The following is a 24171-nucleotide window of genomic DNA, read 5'->3' as shown; positions in this document are numbered from 1 at the left end:
ATCAGTGTTGTTTGAGGTATTCCTCGATGCGCTGGGCCTTGCGCAGGAGGAAGGGTGCCTGGCGGTTGGAGGCTTCGATGAATTTGCGGAGGACCTTCATGGTGTCGCGGAATTCCTCGGCGAATTTGGCGTGTTCCTGGTCCTGCCAGGTATCGCCCAGGGCGTTGAACCGTGCCTGGAGGGCGGCCATGCGGTTTTGGAGTTCGACGTTGAAGCGTTTGAGTTCCTCGGCGAACCTGCGGACCTCCTCCGGATCAATGATGGCTTGTGCCATGGTTCCATCCTCGTTTCGGGCCCGGGGCGACGGTCCGGGCCTGACCGGCTCGGGCCGGGCCGGTTGGCCACGAGGGCAGAGTAGCAGGGAGCGGGGCGTGAGGCCAATCGGAAGTTGGCGGGGGCGATGGCGGTTGGGTCGTGAGGGGCGGGGTGGTGGGGCAGGCGGGCGATCATGCGGCGATGCCGCCGGGGAGCCGTACGGGCCGGGCGGAAGGAGCGGTCCGCGGTTGGGTCGCGGAGCGGGCCGGGATCGGACCGGCGCGGTTGGAGGGTCAGGCGGCCTTTTGCTCGGGGACCGGCACTTTGCGCATGCGCGCGGTGAAATCGTCCACCTCTGCGATGGATTCGCAACCGACGGTCAGGACATCCACGCAACCGAGCTGCAGGACGAACCGGATGGATTCGTCGCGTTTGTCCGGGTCGTTGCGCAGACGGCCCTCGCCGACGAGTTTCATGCCGACGATGCCCTTGCCGGCGGCTTTGATTTCGCGGAGCACGGGGACCACCTCCGAGGGCGGGCCATCCATGCTCATTTGGAAGGGGTTGATGCGTGCGTGGACCGAGTCCACCCAGGGTTCCCTGGCGGCGGCTTTGAGGGCCTCGAGGGAGTGACAGGAGACGCCGTGGGCGCGGATGACGCCCTTTTCCTTGAGCCTGGCCAGGATCTCCATCTGACGGCTGAGTTCCTTCGGCCAATCCGGGGAGGTGACGCAGTGGAGCAGGACCAGGTCAATGTAATCCGTCTTGAGTTCGCGCAGGAAGCGTTCGACGACCACATCGGCGTCGGGTCGTTCGGGTTCGGGGATGCCGCCGGGTCGGAACCAGATTTTGGTGACGATTTGGAAGCGGTCCCGTGGGACGCCTTCCAGGGCGGGGATGAGGTAGGGATGGGTGCCGTAGAGGTCGGCGAGGTCGAACAGCCGGGTGCCGCGCTCGTAGGATTCGCGGAGCAGGGCCATGAGTTTCTCGCGGCCCATGCGGGTGTGGTTGGATTGGCGGTTGCCGCCGCGCATGCCGGTGCCGAGGGAGAACCGCGAGGTGCGAATGCCGGATTTGCCCAGGGTCACGGTTTCGAAAGGATCGAAGTAGCGGGGTCGGTCTTCAGCGGCGCGGAGCCAGGGACCTGTGAGTGCGACGGCACTGGCGGCCAGGGCGGTGCGACGCAGGAATTCCCGGCGTGGGATGCGACCGGTCCTGGTGTTGGCTGTGGGGTTGCGGTTTGGGTTTCGGACCGCTCCGGGTTGGGACTGGTTCGGCGTTTGCATGGCAGGCTAATGATTGCCACAAGGCCGGCTCGGTTGCAACCCGGCGATGGAGTGAACGGGCCGGGGGGAAATCGTGGTCGCGGCCGGGTAAGGGCCGGGGGTGGGTGGTGGTGGGTCGGGATGGGGCCGGACCTTTGGATTTGATGCTAAGGGTACCGTTGCATTAGCGTTCGCGACGGTTGGTGCGGTGTTCCGCCCGGCCCGGCGCGGGCCGGCCGGTGTGGGCACCGGATTCCGGGGCCGGGAAGGTTGCATGAATCGAGGAAAGGTCAGATCGCGGTTGCGGAGTCTGGATTACTCGGTGGTCCAGCAGTGCATGCATTGCGGCTTGTGCCTGCCCACGTGTCCCACGTACGACGCCACGAAGGTGGAGCGGCACAGTCCACGGGGTCGGATCGCCCTGATGCGGGCCATTGCGGATGATCGGTTGGAGCCGACGCGGGCGTTTGCCGAGGAGATGTATTTTTGTCTGGGTTGTCTGGCTTGTATGACGGCGTGCCCGGCGGGGGTGAATTATGCGGAATTGTTCGAGCAGGCGCGGGCCGAGGTGGAGGAGCGGCGGTTGTTGGATGGCCCCGTTCGGCGGCTGGTGCGCGCGGTGACGATTCGCTGGCTGTTCATGGCGCCCGGGCGGTTGCAATGGTTGGCGCGCCTGTTGCGGTTGTATCAGAGCACCGGGCTGCAGGCGTGGATCCGGCAAAGTGGGTTGTTGGGATTGTTGCCGGCGCGGTGGCGGGAGCTGGAGGCGATGACGCCCCGGGTGGCCCCGGCTTTTTCGGATGAATTGATCCCGCCGGTGATGGCGCCGAGGGGGCGACGGCGTTATCGCGTAGCGTTGTTGACGGGGTGTGCGCAGGACGTGCTGTTCAGCGAGGTGAACCGTGACACGGCGGAGGTGCTGGCCTGGAACGGTTGTGAGGTGCACACGCCGCCGCATCAGCACTGCTGCGGCTCGCTGCACGCGCACAATGGCGAACTGGAGTTGGCGGCGGAGCTGGCGCGGCGGAACCTGGATCAGTTCCCGCCGGAGCGGTACGACGCGATCATCAGCAACGCGGGCGGGTGCGGCTCGCATTTGAAGCATTACGGCCGGCTTTTGGCGGGGGACCGGCGGTATGCGGAGCGAGCGCGTTTGTGGGACCGGAAACTGAAGGATGTGCATGAGTGGCTGGCAATGATCGGGTGGAGACGTCCCCGGGCTGACGGTCAGCCGTCCGTTGTGGTGACGTATCATGAATCGTGTCATTTGTCGCACGGGCAGAAGGTGGTGGAGGCGCCGCGGGCGATTTTGCGCAGCATTCCGGGGGTGACCCTGGTGGAGTTGCCGGAGGCGAACTGGTGCTGCGGGAGTGCCGGGATTTACAATCTGATCCAGCCGGAGATGGCGGATCGGTTGCTGGAGCGGAAGATGGCGCACATTCGGAGTACGGGTGCGACGGTGGTGGCCAACGCGAATCCGGGCTGTTTGTTGCAGTTGCAGAACGGGGTGCGGCGATCGGGCTTGCGGCTGCGGGTGGTTCACCCCATGACGTTGTTGGCGGAGGCGTATCGCCGGGCCGGGGCGTGCGAGGAGGGGTGGGCGGCGGAGCCCGGGGTGCATGCCCGAGGTTGAGCTGGCGAAGCGGTGGACCGGGCGGGCCGGGGAAAAGGATGAATGGTGCGCGCGAGAGGATTCGAACCTCCACTCCTTTCGGAACCAGATCCTAAGTCTGGCGCGTCTACCGATTCCGCCACGCGCGCGACCCGCACCTTTTAGCATGCGTCAGGAGGCGTTCGTTCTCAAGTCCGCCCGAGGTTTGACAGGGTTTGGGCCGGCGGGCGGGAGTCCACGGGACGGCTGAGGGTTTGGGTTGGGCGGACGGGCCGCGGGCCGGGCGGTTCGGGGGTGGATGGCCTGCTCGTGACCGGGTGCGTGGCGGGTTGGTTCAGGGCATGAGGAGTCGGAAGAACCGGGGTGCGGGCGCGTTTGAAAGCCGGACCTCGTACCAACCGTTTTTGAGGGTTGGGGTGGCGGAGACGGGTTCCCAGAGCACGGGTGGGTTGAGGTTCGTGGTTTGCTGGAGGATGAATCCGGCGGTTGTGGCGGGCCAACGGAGGAGGAAGGTGCCGGTTCCGGCGGCGGCACGAACTTCGAGCCGCGGGGCGGCCAGAACGGGGATGGCCTGGCTGAATTCGGACGTGTTGCCGCGGGGGTCGGTCGCGGTGGCGGTGAGTTGCAGGCCCGGGAACACGGTGACCGGCAGTGTGACGGCGATGATGCCCCGACAATTTGCGCCGGTGGTGACGGTGGCCTGGCCCAGGGGCCACATGCCCTCACCGTAGCCCGAAGGTTCGTTGGTGGGGTGCGCGTAGAACCAGAGCACGTAGGTTTGATTGGGCGCGCTGTCGAGCCACCCGCGAATGGCCAGTGCAGATGCGGAGGCCACGGCTTGTGTCAGGACGGGGAAGTTTTGCTGGAAGTTGGCTCCGGTATCCGGGTCACAGGTGTCGTTCGGGGTGACGCCGTCGTTGCCGAGGTCGATGCCGAGGCCGTTGGGGGAGGCGCCGCCGTTGCTGAAGATGGCGTTGCCGGAGATGGTGATGTTGGTGGAGCCAGCGCGGATGCGAATCCCGTCCCAGCCGCTGCTGCGGGCCCAGGCGATGCGATTGGCGGCGAAGGGTGAATTGCCTCCGATGAGGTGTTGGGAGCTGTTGGTGAGGAACTCGATGTTGTGGTAGAGGTTGCCCAGCGGGCTCCAGCCGTCGGCCTGCACGCCGATCCAGTTGCCCTGGATGAACCAGCCGCGGGTTTCAGGGCCCGCCAGGTAGAGGCCGTTCCAGTTGTTGCCGGAGATGAGGTTGCGCGCGCCGGGGAGGTCGCCGCCCACGATGTTGTTGGGCGCGTTGTAGCCCGAGATACCGTCGCGGCCGTTGGGTCGGGCCCGGGTACCGGACCGGTCGGTGCCGATCTGGTTGCCCTGGATCCGGTTGCTTGTGGCCAGGGTGCCGATGAGGTAGATGCCGCTGTCGGCATTGCCCGAGATGAGGTTGCCGGCGCCGGGGTCCGGTCCGCCGATGAGGTTGGCCGGGGCGTTGGTGAGGCCCACGCCGGCGACCTGATTGCCCAACGGGGACTGGCCCTGGGAGTCGAGGCCGATCACGTTGCCCGCGATGACGTTGTTGGAAGCGCTGCGTTCGACCAGGAACACGCCGTTTTCGAGGTTCCCGCTGATGACGTTGCCGGCGCCCGGTGTAGCATCTCCGATTTGGTTTTCCGGGCCTTCGATGCGCACGCCGGAGAGGCCGTTGCCCAGGGGTTGCCGTCCCCGTGCATCCGTGCCGATGAAGTTCCCGAGGACGCGGTTGGCCCGGCAGGTTGCGCCGGCAAGGTACACTCCGTTGCCGAGGTTGCCGGAGATCAGGTTGCCCTCGCCCGGCAGGGTACCGCCGACGAGGTTGTTGGAGACACTGTTGATGAGGACGCCGTCGAGCTGGTTGGGGAGGGCCGCGGTGCCGTCGGGGTCGGTGCCGATGCGATTGCCGAAGACCACGTTGTTGGTGGCGCCGGCGCCGGAGAGGAGCACCCCGCTGAGCCGGTTGCCGGAGACGATGTTGGAAGGGCCGATCCGATTGGCGGGGGCACGGAAGATTTCGATGCCGCGGCCGCCGTTGGCCAGGGCGTTGGTGCCGGAGGCGTCGGTGCCGATCCAGTTACCGGCCAGTTGATTGAACGAGCCGCCCCCGCCGGGGCCGAAGGTGATGTGAACGCCGTTGGAGGAGTTGCCGGAGATCAGGTTGCCGGAGCCGGGTTCCAAACCGCCGATCCAGTTGCTGGTTGCCCCGAGGATGACGACGCCGAACAGGTTGGCGAGTGGTTTGGTGCCGGAGGCGTCGGTGCCGATCCGGTTGCCGACCACGCGGTTGAAAGCTGCGCCGGGATACATGAGGTAGACGCCGGCCTGACCATTGCCGGACAGCAGGTTGCCCGCGCCGCTGTGGGTACCACCGATCAGGTTGCCGGCCGCGGCGGAAATCAGGATCCCGTTTTGAAGATTGCCCAGCGCATTGGTGCCGGTGGCGTCCACGCCGATGTAGTTTCCTTGAACCACGTTGCCGACGGCCAACGGGTCCAGGATGAAAACGCCGCCCTGGTTGCCGCCGGCGATGACGTTGCGCTGGAGGGGTTCGGGGCCGCCGACGCGGTTACCGGCGCTGCGAATTGTGATGCCGCCCTGCTGGTTGGGGGCTGCGGTGCGCCCGTCCGGGCGAAGCCCGATGTAACATCCCTCGACCACGTTACTGGAACCGAATTCGATGCGGATGCCGTCGCCGCTGAACCGGTTGATGCAGAGCGCGCGGATCACACAGTTGGACGTCAACAGGTAGAGTCCGTGGGCGTTGGCGCCTGCTGCCGCGCCGTTCAGTTCGATCAATGGGGCGCCGTTGTAGCCGGGTTGGGTGCTGCCGTCCACGGTCAAGGGTTCGCGTAGGGCGGGCAGCGGGCTCAGGAGGTTTATGGTGAACGGTCCGGTGCCGGAGATTTGAAAACGGATGGAGTCCGGCCCCGGATTGTTCTCGGCGTCCAGGATGGCCTGCCGTAGCGAGCCGGCCCCGCTGTCGCCGGTGTGAGTGACGGTGTAAATGGCGGCTTCGACCGTTCTGTTGACGAGAACGGCGCAAGCCAAGAACCACGCAAAGTATCCGGCCCGACGTTTCCGGTGATCCCCCACCCAATGGCGTGTTCCCATGGCGACGTGGGCACTGTAACACAGGGTCCGACAAGGGCAAGCGAAGGTTCCGTCGCGCTTCCGTGTGCGCTTCCCGGTCGGCTTGGCGGATTTGATGTGGGCGCGGTGCTTGAGGCCGACCCGGCCGGGGTCGCCGGCAGCGGGGTTCGACACGGTTGGCAGGTGCGTGCCGGATTGGACGCGGTCTGTTGGGTTCCTGCTGCGCTCCTGTGCAGGCTTCTCCGAGACGGGCCTTTTGCGTTGAGCCGACCGTGTGGGTGCCCTAGCCTGCCGCGCCATGCGAGTGTTGGTCACGGGAGGAGCGGGTTACATCGGATCGGTTTGCACGGAACTTCTCTGCGACCGGGGTCACGAGGTCATCGTGTACGACAGCCTTTGGCAGGGGCACCGGTCAGCCGTGGATCCGCGGGCCCGGTTCATTCAGGGGCGGCCGTTTGAGCCGGGGAATATTGCGACGATGATGGCCGAGGTGCGGCCCGAGGCGGTGTTGCATTTTGCTGGTGACATTTTGGTGGGCGAATCCATGCAGAATCCCGGCAAGTACTTTCGGAACAACGTGGCCTGCAGTCTGGAGTTTTTGGAGGCGGCGCGGGCCCAGAACGTGCGCAAGTTCATCTTCAGCTCCACCGCCGCCACGTACGGTCATCCCGAGCAGGTTCCGATTACCGAGGACGCGCCGCAACGGCCGGTGAACCCTTACGGGGAAGCCAAGCTCATGTTCGAGCGCATTCTCACGTGGTATCACCGGATCCACGGGCTGGAGTTTGTGGCTTTCCGATACTTCAACGCCGCCGGCGCCACGGAGCGCCATGGGGAGGATCACCGGCCCGAAACCCATCTGATTCCCAATGTGTTGAAGGTGGCTCTGGGCCAGAAACCCCACGTGGAAATCTACGGGACCGATTATCCCACCCCCGACGGAACCTGCATCCGCGATTACATTCACGTGGTGGACCTGGTGGAGGCGCACATTCTGGCCCTCCAGCCCGGCATTTGTGGCTTCTACAATCTCGGCAATGGCGGGGGCTACTCCGTCCGTGAGGTGATTGCCGCTTGCGAGCGTGTGACCGGCCGGCGCATTCCGGCTGTGGAGAAGCCGCGGCGGCCCGGCGATCCGCCGCGCCTGGTTGCCTCGGCGGCCAGGGCCATGCGGGAACTGGGTTGGAAACCCCGGTGGCCGGCGTTGGAGGACATCGTTGCCACGGCGTGGGCCTGGCATCAGAAATATCCGGATGGCTATCCGGACTGAGGGTTTGTGGGGGCGTTACTGTGCCCGCCCACGCGGGGGATGCGTGGTTACAGACGGGGCGGTTCGACGCGCCGCGTCGGCAGACTTTGCGGTTGTCCTTGTGCGCGCGTCCGGGCACAGGCTTTCCGGGGGACGGTCCTGGTTGAACCCTGCGTTGGGGACATGCCGGTTTTTTACCCCTTACGTTTATGGGGTGGTGCCCGGCCTGTGTGACAGGGGCTGCCGCCATCACCTCCGGAACCGCCTCAGCGAACTTCTTGATGTTTTGGTCCAGAGCTGTTGAATCCGGTGGTCGAGCGGGATTTGGCATCGCCGGGGTGAAAGTCCGCGGCCGATCCCGGGCTGCAAGGAAAACCGGGATACGCCCTTGCGTCCCGGGCTCCACAAAGCCTTTGACAAACGGGCTGCCGGCGGTAGATTGGCCTCAGTTCGGTGGGGTCGTAGCTCAGTTGGTAGAGCACCACAATGGCATTGTGGGGGTCAGGGGTTCGAGTCCCCTCGGCTCCACCAGTTTTCTTTTGCCCCGGCTGCGGAGCCGTGACCGGTCTCCCAACGCCTGATCCTTCCGGTTCCGAAATCGGTCGTGGGCTGGTGCAGTTGACAACCCGGCTTTGGGGTGCAGGGGACTGAGGGGATCGTGGGGCAGGGGCGCGGCGGAGGAGAGGGAACGGTCTTGGGCTGCGGGCGGGTGTGCCGCCGCACCGGCCGCGCCACGCCGTCACGTTCGGGCTTGTCCGTCTGCGGATTGTTGAAGGATCTGCTTGAGTTCCTCCACGGACGGGACTCTGCCGCTGACCTTGACGGCTCCGTTGACGACGAGGGCGGGCGTTAACATTACGCCCAGGGCCATGATCTGCCGGAGGTCGGTGATTTTCCGAAGTTCATAGGTCAGGCCCAACTCGCGTGCCGCCTGTTCCGTTCGTTCTGCGAGGGTTTGGCACTTGGCGCATCCGGTTCCGAGAATCAGCAGCGTGTTCATGGCATCTGGTTGTTTGTAATGGGCCGGGCTCGGGACCTTCGCTCGAGCGCCGGGCGACTTTTGCCGGTTCGGTTTGGCCCCCGGCTCCGCGAGGTTGCCGCGGCCCTGCCACCGGGCTTGTGTGTGCCGGGCGCTTGCGGGGGCGGACTGTGCTCCGGCCGGCCCGGGTTCGGCTGCAGGGTGCAGCCGACCTTACCTGTTTCATCATTAGCCAATCAGCTAACTCATGTCAACCGGCCGGTGCGTGGCCGGCCCTTGCGGTATCCGGTTGCGGGGCTGACGTTTGCGGCAAGGCGCGTGGGACCGCGGTGTGCCGGGGTGCGTCGGGAGAACTCCAGCCCGGCATGGAGGGGGTGGCGCCGGCACTCGTCCGGGGTGCGGGGCCGCCGTCCGGCCCGGAGCCGCGATGTGCTCGGGTTGGGCGGGCAGGAGGGGGCTGTTGGAGCGGCGTCCGTGTTGGCGTCCCGGTTCGCGCTTCGCTGTGGGCGTGTGTGATTGAACCGAAGGGGCGCGTGTGCGTTCCTTCTTGTGGGAATGGGCGACGACGGCCAATGGACGGAGGAACTGTGGGAGCGCGCCCGGGCGGGCGATCCGGTGGTTTGGGATCGGCTGTTTCGGCGTTATCAGTTGCCGCTTTTTGTGTGGGTCCGGGAGATGGTGCAGAACGAGGCCGATGCTCTGGACATTGTGCAGGAGACTTTCATGAGGGCCATCCGTCATGTGGGAGAATTGCGGGATCCGGCGCGGGTTGGCGCGTGGCTGTTCCGCATTGCACGACAGCGGTGTTGGGATTGCCTGCGCCGCAGGGGTCGCGAACAGGGTCGGACCGCCGTCCCGGCCGAGGAGGAGTTGGAGGGGACGGTCCCGATGGCTGACTCGGAGCCGCTGCCGGACCAGTGGTTGATCCGGCGGGAGGACGAAGCCCGGTTTTTTCGTGCCCTGGCTGCTTTGCCGGAGCCTCAGCGGGCCGTGGTGGTGCTGCACTTTCTGGAGGAATTTCCCTTGGAAGAGATTGCCGCGATTCTCGATGTGCCGGTGGGTACGGTCAAAAGTCGGCTGTACCACGCGCGTCGTCGTCTGCGGGCCGAATGTGCCGAAATGCTGAACCAATCCGGATCCACCCATGAGAACTCCGCGTGAAGTATTGTTCGATCGCCACCGAGCCGTGACCCCTCGTTTGGACGCGGTGCGGGAGCAAGCGGTTCGTGCCCTTTCCCGGCACAGGCCCGCGCCCGAAGCGGCGTCCGGTTGCGCGGGGTGGCACCGGTGGTTCCGGGCGTTTCTGCCGCCACGGCCGGTACGCTGGGCTCTGGCGGTGGTTTGGTTGATTACAGGGCTCCTGCAGGGCTGGGTGGCATGGGAGGTGCGGATGAATGATCTGGCGGCCGCGGCAGTGCAGAGGCCCCGACTCTCTCGCGCAGAGCTGCAGGAGCGGGCGCTGTTGCGTCAGCGGCTGTTGGAGCCTTTGCAGGATGTCCTTGTGGGCGGGACGACGCCGGGTGCTGAACCGCCTTCCCGTGAAGTGGGGGCGCCGGAGCCGGTGTCGTGGATGATGCGACCGGGCGGTTTCTGCCCTGTGTAAGCCGCCCTGGATGGAGAGCGCGTTATGAACCAAAACTCGGATTCTTCCATGGTTTCGAGCACCCAAAAGGTCCCCGGTGGGCCCGGGTCAATCTGGCGCAAGGCGCTCCTGGTGCTGCTGGTTTTGGCTTCCTGTGTGGCGCTGTTTTACGGCGTTGAGGACTACCGGGGCTGGCGTGCGTGGAAGAGGGAGGAAGCGCGGCTGCGTCAGGCGGGGGAACCGCTGACCTGGCGCGAGTTGCTGTCGCCGGCGCCGCCTGACGAGGAGAATCTGGCCGCGGCACCCGTTTATGCGGAGCTCTTTGAGGCAATGAAGGACTGCCTGACGGCGCCGGGGCTGAGCGACCGGCATGAGGCCATTACCCGTGCTTCCCGAAGGGCCAAAATCGAGTTGGAGCTGCCCGGCTACAGAATCCCGGGTGGAGGCATTCCCACTTGGTACAGGGGTCTTGTCGTGGACATGGAGGCGATCGCCAATGCGTATCGTCATCCGGACCGACCCGATTGGGTGGAGCGCCCGGTTCCGGTGGCGCCCGAAGGGGCGCCGGCTGAGGAGCAGGTGTTGATGGTCCTCGGGCTTTACGATGAACAGTTTCGGGCCATTGAGGAGGCGGCGCGACGGCCCCGGGCGTGGTTTCCCGTTCGGTACGAGGACGGTTTCAATGCCCTGTTACCCCACCTTGCGGTTCTACGAAGTCACATTCATGCCCTGGTCCTGCGAGGTTTATGCCATTTGCGGCAAGGTCGGCCGGAGGCGGCCTTTCGGGATTACATGACCGCGCGTCGTTTGGTGGCGGCTCTGGAAGAGGAGCCGTTGTTGATAAGCCAGATGGTGCGCTGGACAGAACAGATGTGGACACTGCAGGTCCCGTGGGAAGCCATGGTGACCGGGGCTTGGGACCGTGAGCAATGGCGGGCCTGCGATGCGGAACTGGCCCGGGTGGATTTCCGAAAAGACCTGGCGAGGGCCATCTTTGGTGAGCGCATCTCCCTGCTGAGTACGCTGGAGTCGTTACGAAGGAGCCGTGATACGATGATGGCTGCCGTGCTTCCGGAGCAGACGGATCGAACTGTCGTGGATTGGACGGTTCGGCTGATGCCTGACGGATGGATTTGGCAGAACATGGCCCGGTTGAGTCGGTTTTACTCGAGCGCTCTTGATCTGGCCGCTGAGACCCACCGGTCGGTACCGGACTGGAACGCCTTGGAAGGGTTGGAGGAGTCTGTTCGTAAGGGGAGGGGCGGCGTGTACGATTTCCTGGTCCACCTGACCGGCCCCTCGATCGTTCAATGCATTCGACGAGCTGTCACGGCGCAGACCGGTGTGAATCTGGCCCGGACCGCCATTCATTTGGAACTTTATCGGCTTGAACATGGGGAGTATCCGGAAACTCTGGCGTTCCCGGGTGGTACACCCGGTTGGGCATTGGATCCCTGGGATGGGCAACCGTTGCGGTACCGTCGGGAGAGTCCCCGGTCATTCCTGCTTTACTCAGTAGGTTGGAACCGCCAGGACGATCAGGGTAAGCCCCCATTAAGCCGGCGCCTTGTGGGTGGGAATAGGTCGCTGTGGGGCGACCTTGTCTGGCGCGTGCCGGCTCTGGCCGGGCCCGACTCTTCGACCCATCCGCCGCATGCCCGGACGGGTCCGCGTTGAAGGGGTTGGGGGCTTTCGAAAATCCGTGCTCGATTCAGCCGAGAGCCTCGGCCTCGGCCGACAGCACCGCCTCACACATGGCGGCGGCGTCCGGCGCCGCCAGCAGGGTTTCAATCATGGCCGTGCGCTGGGCCAGCAAACAGAGCCGCGCCAACAGGGTCAGGTGCGAGGCGTCATCCAGGCAACAGAGCAGGAAAAACAGCCGGGTGGGTTCCTGGTCCGGCGCACCGAAATGGATGGGATGGAGCGTTCGGCCCAGGGCGATGAAGGCGCGTTCAAACCGCCAGGGTTGTTGAACCCGGGGATGGAGGAAGGCCACACCGCCCGGCACGGCCGTCGAACAGAGTTTCTCGCGAGCTTCGAGGCTTTCGACCAACTCGGCCGGGTCATGCACCCAACCGGTGCGGGTTGCCACGGCCACCATCTCGCGGATCACGGAGGGACGAGTCCGGGCCGGGAGGGCCGGTTCCACCCACTCGGGTTGAAGGAGGTCTTGCAACAAGGGTTGTCTGGCCGCTGCGGTTCCGCGGCGGGGCGGATGCAATTGCGCCAGTTCATCGGCGTCGGCACTCAGAATCCGTTGGGAGGCCCAGTCCTCCAGCTCGGCCTTTCGAAAGACAATGCGGCCGGCACGACGCTCAAAGGGGATGAGTTGTTTTTTGACGAGGCGCTCGATCTCCTGCACCGGCAGCTGCAGGAGCTGGGCGGCTTGTTCGATTGTCAGGGTGCGGTACGGCATGCGCTGGCTGGAATGTCGGCCGGCCGACCCTGCCCGTCAATGTTCAAGCGGGATCGGTTGACTCGTCCAGCCGCCCCAGCAGGCGGAGCAGTCCGTCGAGGATTGTGATCGGGTGCGGCGGGCAGCCGGGGATGAACAGATCCACGGGCAGGAATGTGCCGACGCCGTTGTGTTGATCGGCATGGTCCACGTGGGGTCCGCCGCTGATGGCGCAGGCGCCCATGGCGATCACGAGTTTGGGGGGCGGCACGGCTTCATAGGTCTTCAGCAGCGCCACGCGCATGTTTTCCGTGACGGGGCCTGTGACCAGCAGGCCGTCGGCGTGCCGGGGTGATGCGACGAATTGGATGCCGAACCGGCTCAGGTCGAAGACGACCGTGTTCAGAACGTTCACATCCGCTTCGCATGCGTTGCATCCGCCGGCGCTGACCTGGCGCAGCTTGAGCGACCGACCCCACAATCGCCGCGCTTTTTCGTCCAGGGCACGGGCCAGTCGGAGGGCTTCGCCGGTCATGACGAGGTCCTCCCGGGTGCGGGTGGCCAGACGGTATTCCCGGGTGAAACGGATCGCCTTGCCGGGGCAGGACCGCTCGCATTCCGGGCAAAAAAGGCAGCGACCCAGATCGATGCGGATCCGGCCGTTCACCCGGGTGATGGCTTCGGTCGGGCAGACCTCCGTGCAGGCCTGACACTCCGGCGGACACTGTGCGGGGTTGGGGACGGGCCTGCCCCGGAACCGTTCCGGCAACGTGGGGGGTGCATCCGGGAAAGGGATGGTTCGGTGTCCCTGGCGGAGTTGGGTGGCGACGACATTGAGCACGGGGATTTCAGAGGTCATGGCCGCAGTAGCTGAGGTTGAAGCTCTTGTTGCAGAGAGGAAAATCGGAGATTTGCTGGTCCCGCAGTGCCATTGCCAGGCCGGCCCAGTTGTGGAAGGAAGGGTCCACGATTTTGTCGGTGGCGAACCGGCCGTTTGAATCCGTCAAGACCACGTGACAGATCTCGCCGCGCCAGCCCTCCACCAGGGACACGACCGCTGCGTGCGGCGGGAGCGCTTTCAGTTCGCTTTGCACGGGACCTTCCGGCAAAGCGTCGAGTTGCTCGCGGATGAATGCGACACTTCGCTGGATTTCCAGCCAGCGCACGTAGGCGCGGGCGAACACGTTGCCGGTGGGGAACGTGGACACCGGAATCTGGACGAACTGGTAGATGCCATGGGGGAACTCGTGGCGCACGTCGCGTTCGATTCCGCAGGCCCGCGCCGCCACGCCCACCAGGCCCAGGGCCAACGCCGTTTCCCGCGTCAGGGGGCCGGCATTCTCGAATCGCGCGCGTACGGAGGACGTATTCCACAACAGTTCGATCGCGTCGGCTGCATCGCGAAACGCCAGCCGTTGTCGGAGTTCCGCCACTCCGCCGGGGTCGAGGTCAAAGCCCACCCCGCCGGGGCGGACCAGGCCGCGCCCAAATGTGTGGCCGCAACATACACCCAGCCCGCCTGCCGGACAGACTCGTGTTCGTCTGCAAAGGTGACCAGGAAAAACGAGGCCAGCGCCATCAACTCCCAAACCACCAGGAACAAGACGGCGTTGGAAGCCAGGACCACCAGCACCATGCTCGCCACGAGCAGATTGAAGAAAAACCACGATGGCCCGAGAGACTTCCGCGCCGGCGCCGAAGCCAGATACTCCGCGCCATACACCGCCGCCAGCACGGACACGAACACAATCACCAAGACGAACCAGGCCGACAACCCATCCAGTCGCAGGGCCAGCTCCCCCCACGGTACCGACCACGGCGCCCTGAACGAGAGGACCTCACGCCCGGCCAATACGCGGGCCGCCGGAACCGCAGCCAGGATCCCGCCGAAGACCGCTCCCAGCACGGCCACCGACGAACTTGTCGTGCGGGAACGCGAGGCCAGGCACGCTCCGAGGCCCGACACAACCCAGACCGCCAACGCCAACACCATGAAGGTCATGGCGCACTCCTTTCCTGTTCTGCAGGTGCGGATTGAATCCGGGCCGCCTCCAGGCGCCGGCTCAGATCGCGTACAGCAGCAAGGATGGCATCCCGCCCGGCGGCCTCCTGGACCACCCGTTTGAAGTGCTCGTCCCTGAGCGCAAAGGCCAGGCGCGTTAGAAGGTGCAGGTGGGCGCGCACGGTGGGGCTGACCAGGGTGAACACCGCATGGACCGGCTGTCCGCCCAGCGCGCCGAAACCCACCGGCCTCTCAAGGAAACAAAGCGTGATCATGGGCCGGTCCACATGCAACGGTCCCCTCGGGCAGGCGAAGGTACTCGACCACGTTGGCCAGCACGGCCTCCTTGTCGGCTCTGCCAATCCGGTAAAAAACACCGCCGGCCTCGAGGGCTTCCGCCAGGGTTGGCAAAGGCCCCGCCGCCTCGGGCTCGTCAAAAATCTGCGGTCCCACGTTAATCTTGTGGGCAGTGGCCCACTCGATCAGCTCAGCCCGGTTGAATCGGAACTGGCCGCCCACCCGATGCGCCGGAAATGTCGCCTGCTGGGTCACGTGAAGACAGCGCTGAACCCCTGCGGCAAAGGCGGGAGATTCGTCGTGATCGATGAGGTAAGAGGTTGATGCAGAATGAGTAAAGCGTTGTAGCGGACCGGCGAGGGAGCACGGTCTTGACCGCGGAAAAAGGCGTTTCTGCGGATCGGACGGCGGTGCACGGACGTCGCACGGGCCCCGGGTCATTCTTTCGGGCCTGCGACGCCGGGGCAGGGAATGTTAGCGGATGGAAATGGCTGAAGGAAGGGGGATCAGACGCACCCGACGGAAATGGATTTCGCCGCCTTCCGACTGAAGGCCAATGGGTCCGGCGGCCCGGGTTACGGACCGGACGTGATTCACCAGCTGGCCGTTGATCCAGACGGTGTATTCGTCGTCTTTGGCCAGGATCTCGACCTGGTTCCATTCGCCCGGTGGTTTTTCGGCGTCCACCAACTTGCGCACGCCGCTGATGTCACCCACGGCCGGGCTGCGACCCTCGAAGTGGCGGAGCTGCCCGGCACCGATGCGCATGCCCTGGAGGCCGATTACGTCGCCGGCGTTGCCGTGGCGGAGCTGGACCTCGACGCATCGGGGCAACGGACGGGGCGGCGGCTGGATTCGGGTGAGGATGCCGCTGTTGGAGGGTTCTTTTCCGGGGGCCCAGCGGTATTCGACGAAGAGCCTGAAGTTGGTGAAGCGCTGGGTGGTTTGGAGGAAGCCGGTGGGTTTACCCTGGCAGATCAGGATACCGTCGCGCACGGACCACACCGCCTCCATGGGCACGGTGGGGTCTTCCAGCACATGGGTCCAACCGGCCAGGTTTTGGCCATTGAAGAGTTCCAGGGCTGTGTCGGCCGGTTGCGGGGTGCGACAGCCTGCGTTCCACAACGCCACAGCAAGGGCTGCGACAAGCGGCAGGACCGTCCCGGGCAGCCGTGTGCCCGGCCGTGTTTCAGAAACGGTATTGGAGGGTGGAAGCGACCCAGTGGGCCTCGTAGTTGCGGCTTTGGCCGAAGGTTTCATCGCGGTGATGAACGTAGCCGTAGCGGAGGGTCAGGCGCAAGTGCGGGCTGAGGCGCCTTGTGCAGGTGGCGGTGACGCCCTGTTCCTCCACGCCGGCTCCCAGGGGGAGGCCGTCGGCCCAGGTGTCCTCGAAGTTGTCGGACCGGTAGTAGAACCAGCCCGTGTTCAGGTCGGTGCGGTCGTCCACGACGAACAGGGCGTTGAGCTGGGCCATCCAGTAGTTGTTCTGGGAGGCCAACAGGGCCCGGGTTACCTGGCTGGCCGGGGTTTCGATTTCACTCCACACGTAGCTCCAGCTGCCCTGCAAGGTCAGTCGCGACCACGGGGTGAACCCGACGCTTTGCTGGACGATGTGGGAGGTGATGTCGGCGGACTCGGTTTGGCCCAGGCCGGAAGCGGTGTCGGGGCGGGTGTCCACGGTGGACTGCTGGAATTCGTATCGGGTGATGAGGTTCAGTCGGGTCCAGGGCCGCAGTGTGAAAACCGCGTGGGCGTCCCATGTATCGAATCGTTGGTACTCGAGGTAGGCGGGGTACCGGTTGAAACTGTTGTTGGCGGTGCTGTCGGTGGTGTGGTCGTACTCGTAGCGGTTGCGTTTGAAGTAGGCGCCGGCCTGGAGGGTGGCCCAGCGGGTGGCGTACCAGCGTGCGCCGAGGCTGTATTTTTGGAAGAAGCGGCTGTCGTCGGTTTTGCGCTGGACGGGTGCCACGCCGGTGCCGCCCACGAGGCTCAACCCGCCCAGTTCATCGAGGCTGCCGTCGCTCTGGGTCCAGTCGGCCACGGCTTGGAACGACCAGTTGGTGAGGCCGGTGTAACGGATTTCCAGTCGTTCGCGCACGTCAATCAGATCGCGTTCGGACCGGGCGGAGAAGAGGCTGCCGGCGCTGCCGAGGGTGCCCTGGCCGGAGGTGTTGGCGTCGGCATCGAGTTTTTGGACCCGCAGCGAGGGGATGAGGGTCCAGTGGGCGTGCGGCTGGTACATGAGGTTGGCGTTGAAGACATGTTCCCGTTGTTGGGCGCCGCCGGTCAGGGAGGTGTAGCCGAGGGGGTAACCCGGGACGTAGCCCACGTCGAAGTCGGTGCCGTAGATGCGGCTGCCGTCGAAGTCGCTGTCCAGGTTTGCGTGGAGGTAGCCCGTGGAGAGGAAGAGGTTTTTCCGCAACCAGGTTTCCGTCCAGGCATGTACGCTGAACAGGTCGTATTGGGTTCCCTGGCGGTCGGTGAGTTTTCGTTCGACGGGTTCGCCCGGGTATTCGAGCACCTTGCGGGCGTTGTCGAGGTCGGCGGTTTCGTACCGCAGGCCGAGGCCGACATCGGTCTGTTTGATCCGGTGTTTGACGTCCAGTTCGAAGGTGTCCACCACTTCGTCCAGGTCGTAGAAGGCCGGGCTTGTGCCGAGGGCGCGGTTCGGGTTGGTGGTGGAGGGATGGGCCATGCCCCAGGTGGTGGAGTCGCGTGTGCCTTCGCGGGTGCGGTGACGGTAGCGGAAGGTGACCTGGGGCAGGTTTTCACGGGTCAGACCGGCTTCCACGCCCAGCTCGGTGCGGTCCAGTCCCCACACGTCTTCGCCGGGGAAGGTGTACCAGTGGTTGTCGGGGCCGTAGCCGCCGCCGGCTGCCGGGGACCAGAGTCGCGATTGGGAGGCGTGGAATCTCAGGAACCAGGCTGCCTCTTTGGTGAGGTCCAGCGTCAGTCGGTAATCCCGTTCATCGAACAGGGCGCGGCCGTCCAGGCTGAGCTGCAGACCCTTGGCAACCTCGGCCTGGTAATGCAGGTCCCGGATGCCGCCGAAGACGCCGTCGCGGAGCTGGTGTCGGGCCTGGGCTTCGGCCCGGTTGCCGCGCGTGAGGAGGCCACCGAAGGCGAACTCGATCCAGTTGTTGTAGTTTTCGGCACCGCCTTCGAACCACTGCTGCGGGGAGAGCATTTCGGTGCCGGGTGCGTCGGTTTCTGCGGAGTCGGTTGTCGAAGCTTTTGAGGCTTCCGTGCCGGGCGGGGTCGTGTCCGTTCCGGTTTCCCGGGCTGCGGCGCCCGGGGAAAACAGCGAGACTGCCGGCGCCAGGAACAGGCTGGTCCACCACGGCACCGGCCGGCGGGTTCGAATCCGGGGCTGGGATTGGGGACGGGCGGATTTCATGGGACATCAGAACCGGAGCGAGGAATTCACACGCGAGCCGTGCACGGCTTCGTGACAACCGGCTGTCCAGCAGGTGCCCTGGCGCACGCGGGTGGTGTGGTCCACCCCGCCGATCCGCAACACGCCGCCCTGGACCTGCTGGAAGTGGCAGCGCAGGCAAAGATTGCTGTCGCGGGTGATCAGCAACTTGGGATGGATGCTCCCGTGGGGTACGTGACAAACCGTGCAGCCTTCCCGCAGCGCTTCATGCTCGAAGACAAAGGGTCCGCGCTGGGCCGGGTGACATTCCAGGCAGTTTTCCTCCGCGGCGCGCAGGCGGGTTCCCCCGGCCACGTGCGCGCTGCCCTTGTGGGGTGGATGGCACCGGGTGCAGGTCATGTCCCCTTCGGGCAGGGGGTGATGGGATGGGAGATTGAACTGTGCCCGGACGTGGCCGTGGCATTGGTAGCAGACCGTTTCGACGGCCCGTTGCTCGGGCCGGGCTGTCATCGGATGATCGCCCGGGGGCAGCGGCCGGCCCGGGCTGAAGCTGTAGGGTGGCTTGACCTCCCCGCCGGATTCCACGTGCAGGCTGCCCGGTCCATGGCAGGACTCGCATCCCACGGCGACGGCGCGGGGTCCGGCAACCATCAGGCGGGCGTGATCGGCCGTGGCAAAGTCCCGCACGATTTCCTCGTGACAGGTCTCGCATTCCTTGTTGCCGACGTAGGTTGCGCCGGGCACCTCCGGCAGGGTGACCACCGCCCGGTTGACGGTGCGGCAGGCCAGACCGGCCAGGGCAACGGCGGCGCAGGCCGTGAGGATCCCCGGGGCTGATCGCAGCAGGCTGCGGCCGCGTCCCCGTCGGACGTTGTCCGGCTCACCAGCCGTGTGATGGAGGTCGCTCATGGTTGTGCCTCGGGAGTTGAAACGGGCCATGGGGCCCCTGAGGTCGTGGAAAGTTGCAGTTCCTGGGCCACCCATTGGAGGGCCGTGTCCAGGAGCAGTGCCGCGTGCGGCCCGTTGTGCACGCCGTGACTGCCGTCGTAGGCCACCAGATACAGGTTGAATCGTGCCTTCCGGATTCGTTCCGGGATCAGGGCCTGTTCGTCCTGGGCCGGGTTGGTGCTGCTGCGGGGGCCGCGAATCTGCGGGGACCCCGAAGGGTTGGAAAGGCTTCCGGGGATGTCGTACTCCCAAGCCAGCGCACCGTACTTCCTCAGTGGTTCGGGCGCACGGGTGAGCGCCCACACATCCAGGGCCGCCTTTACGCGCTGGATTTGCATCTGCACCAGCGATTGCGTGAATTCAGCCAGTGTTTCCGGCTGCGGGTGGCAGCTCCGGCACGAATCGTAGGATTCAACCCGGAATGTGTGGCCCGAAAAGGCCGGGTGCGCGGCGTCCTGACCGCCTTCGGTGGCCATGTGACAGCTCACGCATTGTTTCTCCAGGAACGCGTGGGCGGCCGGGCGCGATGCCACACCCGCCGGTGTCAATCCCGCCGTCCCGAGCAACATGTTGTATTGCGGTGAATGATGGGGCGGCCGGGTGTTGGAGGTCCAGGAGGCGCCACGCTGGTTGTGGCATTGGGCACAGAGCTGGATGTTCGGATTGTAGGCCGTGGCAAAGTTCGCGCCGGTGCCGAGCGAGTAATCGGCAAACGATACCAACGGATTCCGCAGCTGGGCCGGCTGACCGGTGTCGCGGTGCGGGTCGTGGCAAACCACGCAGGTGACCGGCATGTTGGCATCGCCCGTAACGGTGGCCACCGGATCGGCCCCCTTCAGCAGCGCCAACCGCGCCGTACCCGAGTGGCATCGACCGCAGGCGTTGATCCGGCCGGAGGGGTTCATGTCCTCGGTCACCACGGCGTGGGAGGAACCGGCCCATTGCTCGAAATGTGTCCGGTGGCTGTCGGCGTTGTGACAACCGCCGCACATCTGGGCGGCGACCTCGACCCGTGGCCGGAACAAGGGATCGGTTTCATTGGCTGCATGCATGCCGGCCGGGCCGTGACAACTCTCGCACTGCACGCCACCCAGGTGGGGTGTCAGGGTCCGGTTGATGAACCCGCCGGGCAGGCCATAACCCACGGTGTGACAGGGCAAACAAGCCGGATTATCGGCCTGTCCCACCCGTTCCAGTGAGGCCAGGGCCGCGGCGTGCCGGGTTTGCATTTCCTGCGCATGGATGTCGGCATGACACGTGGCGCAGGCCTCCGCCCCGGCATAGCTGGGGGCGGGCCCCGCCACGCGGAAAAACGCCGCCTGGGCCGGGGCCGCGACGGTTGTTACCCGGAGATGGTTGGTCGCCGGGGTCAACGGGCGCCACGGTGCGGTTAGATTGGTTCGATATTCGACGCGGTAGTAGCCCGGCGGACCTTCCCAGGTCAGGCGCAGGCCGTTGGTGGTGAACTCGATGCCGGTCAGCACGGGCAGGCCGGGCATGCCACCCCGCACGAGACGGTTCAGGTGCGGCGCTTGTGCGGATGCCGTCACACAGCCCGCCAGAACCCCGGCCACCATGGCCCGGAAGCTGAGACGAAGGGCACGGCAACCCCGGAACCAACCACGACCGGGTACAGGCCGGACCCCGAGGCGTACTTCCGTGGGCGGAATGGCACGGGACCCGGCGCCGGATCGCGCCCGGGCGCTCCGACAATGGGTGAGCCGGACCATAGTCACTCCCAGCCTGGAGACCCCACAGGGTGGGCGGCCAAACGTTTATTGCCGAACGCTTCCCCATACTTGCCGTCAGGGGTGGCGGAAGGGGGCGTGAGGGGCGGGGCGGACGATGCGGGAAAAGCAAAACCGCCGCAGGCGATGGTGGAGCGAGCCTGCGGCGGCGGAGTTTCGAAACGGTTCCGTAGGCCCGGGCGGGTCAGGCGATGCCGACCAGGTAACCGAACCGTTGTTTGAACTGCTCGGGTGTCATCTTGACCACGGCGGCCAGGCGGGCCAGTTGGGAGACGTCCTCAAAGTCGGACCGTTCGAGTCGGATCATGTAGTGGAGGGCGCACTCGTAGGATTCGCCGTCCACGTTGACCCGGCGCACGGTGAACCGGCCGGTCTGCGGATTGAGCATTTTTTCGAACGGCAGCGGCAACATCTTGCCGTCGATGAAGCTGATGATGGCGCCGTACTTGGCTGCGTCGGCCGACAGGATGAACTTGATGGCGCCGTAGCCGAGGTCGCGGGTGTATTCGGCATCGAAGGGGATCGGGTCGGCGCATCGCAGTTCGTACCCGAGGTCCTTGTCGATGAAGCTGATCTTGAGGCCGAGCGGCTCCAGCCGGGCCATGAGGGTGTCCTTGACCAGTCGGCCGAAGGCGATTTCGCCCAGACGGAGATGGCCGTGGTCGTCCCGGATGACGCGGCCGTAGCGCTCCAACTGCCCGCCGGGCACGGCGTTCTTGAGGCCCTGTTCGCCCATGGCTTCGATCAGGCCCTCGGCCAGGACCACCACACCGTAGTATCGGCCCATGGCCCGGCGCTTGATGATGGACCCGATGATGATGTCGCAGACCTCTTCCAGGGTGACGGGGCGGTCGCGGAACTCCTCGGGGATGATGGTCAGGGTGGCTGCTGCAGCCTTACCGATCCCGAGGGCCAAGTGTCCGGCCGACCGGCCCATGCTCACGACGATGTACCAGCGCGAGGTCGTCTGGGCGTCCTCGCTCAGGTTGCGCACCAGTTGGACCCCGTAATGCCGGGCGGTTTCGAATCCGAAGGTGGGTGTGGATCCGGGCAGGGGCAGGTCGTTGTCAATGGTTTTGGGCACGTGCGCCACCCGGATGCGGCCTTCGGCGCGCTTGTAAACCTGGCTGGCTGAGAAGGCGGTGTCGTCCCCGCCGATGGTCACAAGGGCGGTGACGCCCAGCTTGTTCAACACATCCAGCACGTTGTGCATGCTGGTTTCGGATTTGGCCGGGTTCGTCCGTGCCGTGCCCAGGATCGAACCCCCGCGCAGGTGGATGTGTTTGACGTCGTCGATGGTCAGGCGGGTGTACCGCTGGCTGTCGCCTTCGGCCAGGTACTTGAACCCGTCACGGAACCCGATGACCTCGAACCCCTGATTGATGCCCTCGATGGTGGCGGCGGCGATCACCCCGTTGATCCCGGGGGCCGGTCCACCTCCGACCAAAATGCCCAGTTTGCCTCGGTTTGTGTTTGCCATAAATCGTCTTCAGCTCCTTTGATCGTGACGCGGCCGGGTTTCAACCGGACTTGTAAGGCCCGGGCCCGACCCGTTCCGCCGTAGTCTGCCAAAAACCGTCCTGACGTCAAAACAACTCCGTGATGGAGCCGGTCCCGCCGCGCCGGGGGAAGGACCGGATGCGATCGGTTGGACGCGCTGGAATCGCGCGGCTCGCGGCAGGGAATCGCGTAGAGGCCGGGCGGATTACGGCATGGCCGGCTTTTCCGCCGCGAGGGCTTTTCGGATCGCCTGTGCCAGGTCGTCAGCGGTCCAGCGGTTGCCCACAAGGATCTCGCGCACGCGACCGTCGGCGCCGATGACGGCCGTGCGGAGGTTGTGCGCCCAGCCACCGTCCTCGCGCCAGAACGTCAACCCGAATTGCTCGGCCAGGGCGGTGACCTCGATCAGCGCGCCGGTGGCCAGGGTCCAACCTTCCTCCGGCACGCCGTGGCTCTGGCCGTAGGCCCGCAGCACCTGGGGGGTGTCGAATTCGGGATCGAAACTCACAACAAGAAAGTGAACTTTCGCAGGAGCGGCAGCGTCGGCGGCAAGGGCGTGCCAGGCCCGGACCAGCTCCTGCATCGTGCGCGGGCAGAAGGTGGGGAAGGGGCAGCGCGTGTAGATGAAGGAAAGGACCAGCACGCGTCCATGGAAGTTGGTGGTGCTGAAGGGTTGGCCCCATTGGTTGGTTAGCGGGTAGTGCGGCAGCAGGTCGCCGGGTTGAAGCGGGTCCACGTCCCGGACCAGCCGGAACGGTCCCGTCAGCGGCAGACGGTTGGTGGCGGGGGTATTGACCTTTTCCAGAGTTTCGATCCAACCGTCCGTCTCGGTCACCACCAGCCGAAACCGGATCGAATCGCCCGATGCCAACCCGGCCAGCAGGTTGGTGTCACGCACTGCAAAGGGCATGGTCATGGCCCGCATGTACCCCGGGATTTCCTCATGCCGTACGAGCAGGTTGCTGCGGGCCGGGTCCAGCTCGATTACAACCCCGCGCACCTCGTAATGTCGGGGGGCCAGGGGCGGGCCTGCCGCAGGCCCGAGTGGTTGGGAGTCGCGCGAACAACCCGCCAGCCCCAACGCCAGACAACACGCCCAGACCCGGATCCTGTTCCTATTCATCCTCCTCAAGAGCCTGCGACAACCGCAGGAGAACGGCAAGCCCGCTACCCCGGGCCCGGCTCGGAGCCCTGTGCGCAGTGGGGGCGCCCCGGGGCGACATCCCAAGGGCAGACCGGCCGTTGGAGGCACTGGTCGGCGGGGGCCAATCCAGTGGTTTCCCCAAACCTTGGCCATCGCCTGAAGTATTGCACCGGCGGGTGAAGTTTTCGCCGGCGGGTGAAGATTTTTTTGGGTTCGGCGTTGAATATCGTCGCGCGCCATGCGGCAACGAGACACGCCGAGCGTCACCAAACGCTCGCCCAGGATCCGCTTCGAGTTTGTTGCCTCTCAAAAGCAGTCCACCCTGGGCGGATTGCCCGCCTTGGAAGCGCTGGCCCAGCAGTTTGACCTCTGGCAAAAAATCCGCGCCCTGCCCGGACTGGACCCGCGCACCCGCACCTCCCACGGCTACAGTCCCGAGCTGATCGTGGCCCAACTGATCTACTGCTTCTGCTCGGGCGGGGCCAGCCTGGCCGACGCCGAACGGCTCAACGACGAGCCACTGGTGCGCCCGTTGGCCCGCGTCAAAAAGTTCGCCGACCCGACCCAGCTGGGCCAATGGCTGCGCCAACAATCCGACACCTCGATTGCCGCGCTCTGGAACCTCAACGCAGAGTTTGTGCAGTGGGTCATCGACCGGGCCGACCCCGCCCGCTGGACCTACGCCGGACGCGCGGAAGCGTTTT

Annotated in this window: 21 protein-coding genes, 2 tRNA genes and 1 pseudogene; 7 read left to right on the top strand and 17 right to left on the bottom strand. The window is 65.6% G+C overall.

The genetic code is table 11. The features are described 5' to 3' along the window. Position 1 precedes the first annotated feature (1 nt). Positions 2-274: a WXG100 family type VII secretion target gene (locus tag G4L39_RS04445; RefSeq protein ID WP_165106231.1), complete on the bottom strand. Its 273-nt coding sequence runs from the start codon at positions 272-274 to the stop codon at positions 2-4. A gap of 274 nt (positions 275-548) precedes the next feature. Beyond that, positions 549-1541 carry an aldo/keto reductase gene (locus G4L39_RS04440; protein ID WP_165106229.1) on the bottom strand — a complete coding sequence of 331 codons (993 nt, stop codon included), beginning with the start codon at positions 1539-1541 and terminating at the stop codon, positions 549-551. Positions 1542-1794: 253 nt separating this feature from the next. Between G4L39_RS04440 and G4L39_RS04435 the strand changes: the two genes are divergently transcribed. After that, complete coding sequence (locus G4L39_RS04435; protein ID WP_205880777.1) at positions 1795-3153, top strand: (Fe-S)-binding protein; 1359 nt, start codon at positions 1795-1797, stop codon at positions 3151-3153. 43 nt (positions 3154-3196) lie between these two features. Here G4L39_RS04435 and G4L39_RS04430 read toward each other — a convergent pair. Together G4L39_RS04430 and G4L39_RS04425 are read right to left on the bottom strand one after the other, a co-directional pair. Continuing rightward, positions 3197-3281 (bottom strand) — tRNA-Leu (locus G4L39_RS04430). A 185-nt stretch (positions 3282-3466) separates the two neighbouring features. After that, the gene (locus tag G4L39_RS04425; RefSeq protein ID WP_165106228.1) at positions 3467-6268 is read right to left on the bottom strand and encodes a right-handed parallel beta-helix repeat-containing protein; all 2802 of its coding nucleotides are present in this window, start codon (positions 6266-6268) and stop codon (positions 3467-3469) included. Positions 6269-6545: 277 nt separating this feature from the next. Between G4L39_RS04425 and galE the strand changes: the two genes are divergently transcribed. Beyond that, a complete protein-coding gene (gene galE / locus G4L39_RS04420) occupies positions 6546-7517 on the top strand; it encodes a UDP-glucose 4-epimerase GalE (RefSeq protein ID WP_165106226.1) in 972 nt (323 codons plus the stop codon). A 434-nt stretch (positions 7518-7951) separates the two neighbouring features. Next, a tRNA-Ala gene (locus tag G4L39_RS04415) sits at positions 7952-8027 on the top strand. A gap of 208 nt (positions 8028-8235) precedes the next feature. Here the strand turns inward: G4L39_RS04415 and G4L39_RS04410 are convergent. Beyond that, the gene (locus G4L39_RS04410; RefSeq protein ID WP_165106224.1) at positions 8236-8496 is read right to left on the bottom strand and encodes a thioredoxin family protein; all 261 of its coding nucleotides are present in this window, start codon (positions 8494-8496) and stop codon (positions 8236-8238) included. Between the two features lie 534 nt (positions 8497-9030). On the opposite strand from G4L39_RS04410, the gene G4L39_RS04405 reads away from it, so the two are divergent. Genes G4L39_RS04405 through G4L39_RS04395 form a run of 3 tightly spaced genes read left to right on the top strand, consistent with a single transcriptional unit; the run spans position 9031 to position 11734 of the window. Further along, positions 9031-9636: an RNA polymerase sigma factor gene (locus G4L39_RS04405; protein ID WP_165106223.1), complete on the top strand. Its 606-nt coding sequence runs from the start codon at positions 9031-9033 to the stop codon at positions 9634-9636. Further along, positions 9620-10078 (top strand): hypothetical protein, encoded by a 459-nt coding sequence (locus G4L39_RS04400; protein ID WP_205880776.1) that lies wholly within the window; start codon positions 9620-9622, stop codon positions 10076-10078. The genes G4L39_RS04405 and G4L39_RS04400 overlap by 17 nt, the downstream gene beginning before the upstream one ends. A gap of 24 nt (positions 10079-10102) precedes the next feature. Then, positions 10103-11734, top strand: a complete 1632-nt coding sequence (locus G4L39_RS04395) for a hypothetical protein (RefSeq protein ID WP_165106219.1) — start codon at positions 10103-10105, stop codon at positions 11732-11734. Between the two features lie 34 nt (positions 11735-11768). Here the strand turns inward: G4L39_RS04395 and G4L39_RS04390 are convergent, their stop codons facing one another. The 12 genes and pseudogenes from G4L39_RS04390 to G4L39_RS04340 all read right to left on the bottom strand — a co-directional run bounded on the left by G4L39_RS04390 (position 11769) and on the right by G4L39_RS04340 (position 23446). Then, a complete protein-coding gene (locus tag G4L39_RS04390) occupies positions 11769-12473 on the bottom strand; it encodes a PTS sugar transporter subunit IIA (protein ID WP_165106217.1) in 705 nt (234 codons plus the stop codon). Positions 12474-12516: 43 nt separating this feature from the next. Further along, positions 12517-13293, bottom strand: coding sequence for an NADH-quinone oxidoreductase subunit B family protein (locus tag G4L39_RS04385; protein WP_425485732.1), 777 nt, complete (start codon positions 13291-13293; stop codon positions 12517-12519). Positions 13294-13300: 7 nt separating this feature from the next. Further along, entirely contained in the window at positions 13301-13912 is a 612-nt protein-coding gene (locus G4L39_RS14915) for an NADH-quinone oxidoreductase subunit D-related protein (RefSeq protein ID WP_343203296.1), read from the bottom strand. A 239-nt stretch (positions 13913-14151) separates the two neighbouring features. Then, positions 14152-14445: pseudogene (locus G4L39_RS14910) on the bottom strand (proton-conducting transporter membrane subunit); the annotation flags it as partial. A 5-nt stretch (positions 14446-14450) separates the two neighbouring features. Next, complete coding sequence (locus G4L39_RS14575; protein WP_240893798.1) at positions 14451-14729, bottom strand: PTS sugar transporter subunit IIA; 279 nt, start codon at positions 14727-14729, stop codon at positions 14451-14453. Next, on the bottom strand, positions 14707-15006 hold the full coding sequence (locus G4L39_RS14570) for a MerR family transcriptional regulator (protein WP_205880774.1): 300 nt from the start codon (positions 15004-15006) through the stop codon (positions 14707-14709). Before G4L39_RS14570 ends, G4L39_RS14575 begins: the two co-directional genes overlap by 23 nt. A gap of 219 nt (positions 15007-15225) precedes the next feature. Then, on the bottom strand, positions 15226-15882 hold the full coding sequence (locus tag G4L39_RS04365) for a 3-keto-alpha-glucoside-1,2-lyase-like domain-containing protein (protein ID WP_165106212.1): 657 nt from the start codon (positions 15880-15882) through the stop codon (positions 15226-15228). A 58-nt stretch (positions 15883-15940) separates the two neighbouring features. Further along, a complete protein-coding gene (locus tag G4L39_RS04360) occupies positions 15941-18148 on the bottom strand; it encodes a TonB-dependent receptor (RefSeq protein WP_165106210.1) in 2208 nt (735 codons plus the stop codon). 6 nt (positions 18149-18154) lie between these two features. After that, a complete protein-coding gene (locus G4L39_RS04355; protein ID WP_205880773.1) occupies positions 18155-19036 on the bottom strand; it encodes a cytochrome c3 family protein in 882 nt (293 codons plus the stop codon). After that, on the bottom strand, positions 19033-20652 hold the full coding sequence (locus G4L39_RS04350; RefSeq protein ID WP_165106209.1) for a multiheme c-type cytochrome: 1620 nt from the start codon (positions 20650-20652) through the stop codon (positions 19033-19035). Before G4L39_RS04350 ends, G4L39_RS04355 begins: the two co-directional genes overlap by 4 nt. 355 nt (positions 20653-21007) lie before the next feature. After that, positions 21008-22303: a diphosphate--fructose-6-phosphate 1-phosphotransferase gene (gene pfp, locus G4L39_RS04345; protein WP_165106207.1), complete on the bottom strand. Its 1296-nt coding sequence runs from the start codon at positions 22301-22303 to the stop codon at positions 21008-21010. Positions 22304-22528: 225 nt separating this feature from the next. Continuing rightward, positions 22529-23446 (bottom strand): SCO family protein, encoded by a 918-nt coding sequence (locus tag G4L39_RS04340; RefSeq protein WP_165106206.1) that lies wholly within the window; start codon positions 23444-23446, stop codon positions 22529-22531. Between the two features lie 259 nt (positions 23447-23705). On the opposite strand from G4L39_RS04340, the gene G4L39_RS04335 reads away from it, so the two are divergent. Continuing rightward, positions 23706-24171 (top strand): hypothetical protein (locus tag G4L39_RS04335; protein ID WP_165106204.1); only part of this gene is annotated, 466 nt, incomplete at its 3' end.

The organism is Limisphaera ngatamarikiensis, from assembly GCF_011044775.1.
Classification (GTDB): Bacteria; Verrucomicrobiota; Verrucomicrobiia; order Limisphaerales; family Limisphaeraceae; genus Limisphaera; species Limisphaera ngatamarikiensis.
This window is presented reverse-complemented; position numbering and strand designations above follow the sequence as displayed.